Origin of the sequence: Actinophytocola sp. (assembly GCF_035942955.1) — a bacterium.
In the GTDB taxonomy this organism is placed as follows: domain Bacteria; phylum Actinomycetota; class Actinomycetes; order Mycobacteriales; family Pseudonocardiaceae; genus DASYTH01.
The window spans coordinates 1-3,382 of the sequence record NZ_DASZCQ010000047.1 but is presented as its reverse complement, the minus strand read 5'-3'; the positions used below and the strand labels follow the sequence as shown (position 1 = coordinate 3,382).

General features: G+C 72.9%; 3 protein-coding genes. All 3 read right to left on the bottom strand.

From position 1 onward, the window contains the following. The coding region (locus tag VGX25_RS04730) for a hypothetical protein (protein WP_326916348.1) at positions 1-426 on the bottom strand (426 nt) is incomplete at its 3' end. 53 nt (positions 427-479) lie between these two features. Further along, positions 480-1,424 carry a hypothetical protein gene (locus VGX25_RS04725; protein WP_326916347.1) on the bottom strand — a complete coding sequence of 315 codons (945 nt, stop codon included), beginning with the start codon at positions 1,422-1,424 and terminating at the stop codon, positions 480-482. A gap of 181 nt (positions 1,425-1,605) precedes the next feature. Then, on the bottom strand, positions 1,606-3,382 hold a 1,777-nt coding region (locus VGX25_RS04720; RefSeq protein ID WP_326916346.1), incomplete at its 5' end, for an FtsX-like permease family protein.

The following is a 3,382-nucleotide window of genomic DNA, read 5'->3' as shown; positions in this document are numbered from 1 at the left end:
GGGGGCGGCGCCGACCCGACCGGCGGCGTGGTCGGCGAAGCAGAGGTGCCGCAGGGCATAGGACAGCGTCAGCGGGTCGCCGGCCTTGGTGGCAAGGTCATGGGACCGTTGCAGGTGCGGTCCGGCCGTGCCGTTGTCGTGCCGGACGACCTGGTGGAAGGTGCCCACCCAGAACGACGACTCGGCCTCGCCGCGCACGTCGCCAAGCGTCCGGTACAGCTCCGCGGCCCGCTCGAACAGCTCCAGCTCCCGCGGATCCTCGGTCCCGTCGGCCAGAAACCGGGCGTGCACCACCCTTCCCCTGGCAAGGGCGAGGTCGGCCTCGGCCGCGTCCAGCTCCCGGTCGGCCTCGGCCAGCGCCTCGGTCTCACCGCCGAACACCGCCCGTTCGTAGAGCAGCCCGGCCCGTTCAACTCGTTCGTCCACTCGTCCCCTTCGACGGGTTGGGGAGTGGATGCTAGCCGGCGGGATTGCAGACGCTAGTCGTACGGCATGGTCGGCCACCACCAGAGCCCGGCCCGGTAGCCGAGCTTGACGCCCCAGTAGAAGACGAAGAACGTGCCGAAGAGAATGAAGGCCGACGCGGTGAGCCGGGCCGGACGGCCCGGCTCGGCGACCAGCCAGCGCTGGAAGCCACCCCTGGTCACGGCGGTGATGACCACCAGGAGAACCGCCACGCCGGCGATGTTGCCCAGCGACTGCAGGGCGAAGGTCATGAACCCGACGAGGGGATTTTCGGTCGAGACGGCGTACTCGTACATGTTGCGGAACATCCCAAATGGACGTCCGATGAGGAACGCGCCGACCAGCCCGCCGAGGAACACCAGTTCCGCACGCGGGTGCCGGGCGAAGACTCCGGCGAGGGGATTGCGGGCCAGCCGGATCGCGGCGAGCGCGTACCAGATCATGATCGCGCCGAGCACGGTGAACACCACGGCCGACTGGATCAACCGGACGCGCAGTCCCGTCTCCGGGTCGCCGATGCGGGCGTCGGACAGCTGCCACATGCCGTCTCCGATGTAGACGCCGATCGCTCCGTAGAGGCCGGCGACCACGACCGCGCCAACGGCGAGCCATCCGATCGGCCGCAACAAGGCGGCGAGCCGGCCGCGGCGTGCCTCGGGCTGCGCGGACATCGGGGCCAGGGCGCCGAAAACGGCGATATTGCACGCGGTGAACATGCCGCCGACACCGGTGATGAACGCGAACACCGCGGCCGCAAGGGATCCGTTGATCGCCACCTCGCGGGCGTCCCCGCCGACAACGGGGTCGGCGATGGCGCCGGCGATCACGCCGTCCACGAGTCGTGGCGACCAGATCACCGCAAGGGCCACCCCGGCAAGGGCACTGAACAGAACCAGGCGTCCGCGCCTGGTTTCCGGCTCGTCGACGGTGGTGGTCGGCGACAGTCGCAGGTCTGTCATCGAGGCCTCCCGGCAGCCCGGCGTACAAGATCCAGATCGGAGCCTACGATCACGGCCTCGCGCCGGGCTCGAGCGAAGGTCGCCGGCCCGTGCCGGCTTCGTCAGCCTGCACGCACGGGCTGTTCGCCGCGATCCGCCGAATCCACAATGGAGAGTCGTCGGCGCGCTGTTCGACGCCCCCTCACAGCCGGCGCTCGATCGGCAGCCGGGACCGGGTGAGCAGGCCGGTGCCGAGCATCGCGATCAACGGCACCACCAGGAGCGCGATCCCGACGTTGAGCCACGGCACGGTGACCGGGATCGGCGTGGGTACCGGCCAGGTGTCGGCGAAGCGCTGGTTGAGCGCGAACAGCACGGCGGTGGACAAGCCGAGGCCGGCGGCGACGCCGAGCACCGAGCCGAGCCCGGCGATCACCCCGGTCTGGCTCAGCGACAGCACCCGGCGCAGCCGCGGGGAGGCGCCGACCGCGGCCAGCGTGCCGAGATCGGCGCGGCCGTCGGCGGCGGCGAGGCCGGTGGCCAGGGCGGCGGCGCCGATGGTGATCACCGCGGCGACGATGGCGAGGACCACGAGGGTGCGGTCGTCGGCGGGCTGCACGGCGCGCAGCACCGACACGTGGAACTGCGATCCAAGCGCGGCCTGCAGGCGGTCCTCCTCCGCGAGGGTCGGCACCCGGGTGGTGGTGGCCAGGGTCATGAACGGGACCGGGTCGAACCCGAGGGTCCGCGCGGTCGCGGCGGTCATCAGCGCGATCGGGGCCTTGGGGCGGTGCGGCAGGGCGACGGCGGGCGCGGTCAGCGTCCGTTGCTGGTTGCTGCCGATCGCCTCGACCGCCAGCGTGACCCGGCCGTTCTCCAGGTACCGCGGGTCGCTGACGACGACCGCGCCGCCGCGCATGGCGCCGACGACCCGGTCGGCATCCTCCTGCGACACCACGGCCACGGCGGCCACCGCGGTCTCGTCGACGATGACGGCGACGCCCTGGCCGATGCCGATGGCGCCGAAGTAGACGTGCTGGGCGCCGACGCCGTCGCAGCGGGGGTCGGACCGGGCGGCCCGCTGCTGGTCGGGAGTGGAGTCGAACGGCGGGTACGGACATTGCAGGACCGCAGGGAGCTCGGGGTGGGCCAGGCAGGGGCCGAAACCGCACCGTGGCATCTGGATCTCGTAGACCTGGTCGACCGGCATGAGCTCGCGCACGGTCCGGATCGCCTCCTGCGAGATGGTCTGGCTGGGCGCTCCGTCCCGGTCGGTCTGGAACACGGTCACGTCACCCGGCCGGCCCGCGGACTCGCTGGCGTCGCGGGCGCGCAGCGAGAGATACACGATGCCGAGCGCGACGCTGAAGATCACGACCGCCATGACCGCGGCGACCGCGGGCGCCGCGGCGGTCCGGTTGCGCGAGGTGTCCTGCAGCGCGATCCGCGCGGCCAGCGGGAGCCAGCGACCCAACCGGGCCACCAACCCGACGATCGCGGGGGTGCACAGGACGAGGCCGAGCTCGGCCAGGAACACCCCGGCGACCATCGTCGTCTCGTCGATCCGCACGGCCCCCAGCGCGACGAGCCCGGCGCCGGCGGCGATCAGCGCGACTCCGACGATCACCCAGCGGCGCTTGGACCGGGTGATCCCTCGGCGGCCGGTGAGCGCGGTGACCACGTCCTGGCGCGACGAGATCCACGCGGGCACCAGCGCGGCCAGCACCCCGGTGACGACGGCCAACCCGGCGAGCACGGCCAGCGCCACGGGGAAGATCCGGAACGCGCCGGACCGGAAGCCGAGCCATGACTCCAGCGGCGCCCGCAGGGCCGCCGCGGCCGCGACGCCCAGCGCGACCCCGGCGCCGGCGGAGAGCACGCCAAGCACCACGCCGTCGGCGAGCACGATGCGGCGCACCTGTGCCGGCCGCCCTCCGGCCGCCGCGACCAGGGCGAGGTCGCGCCGGCGGCGCCCGGCG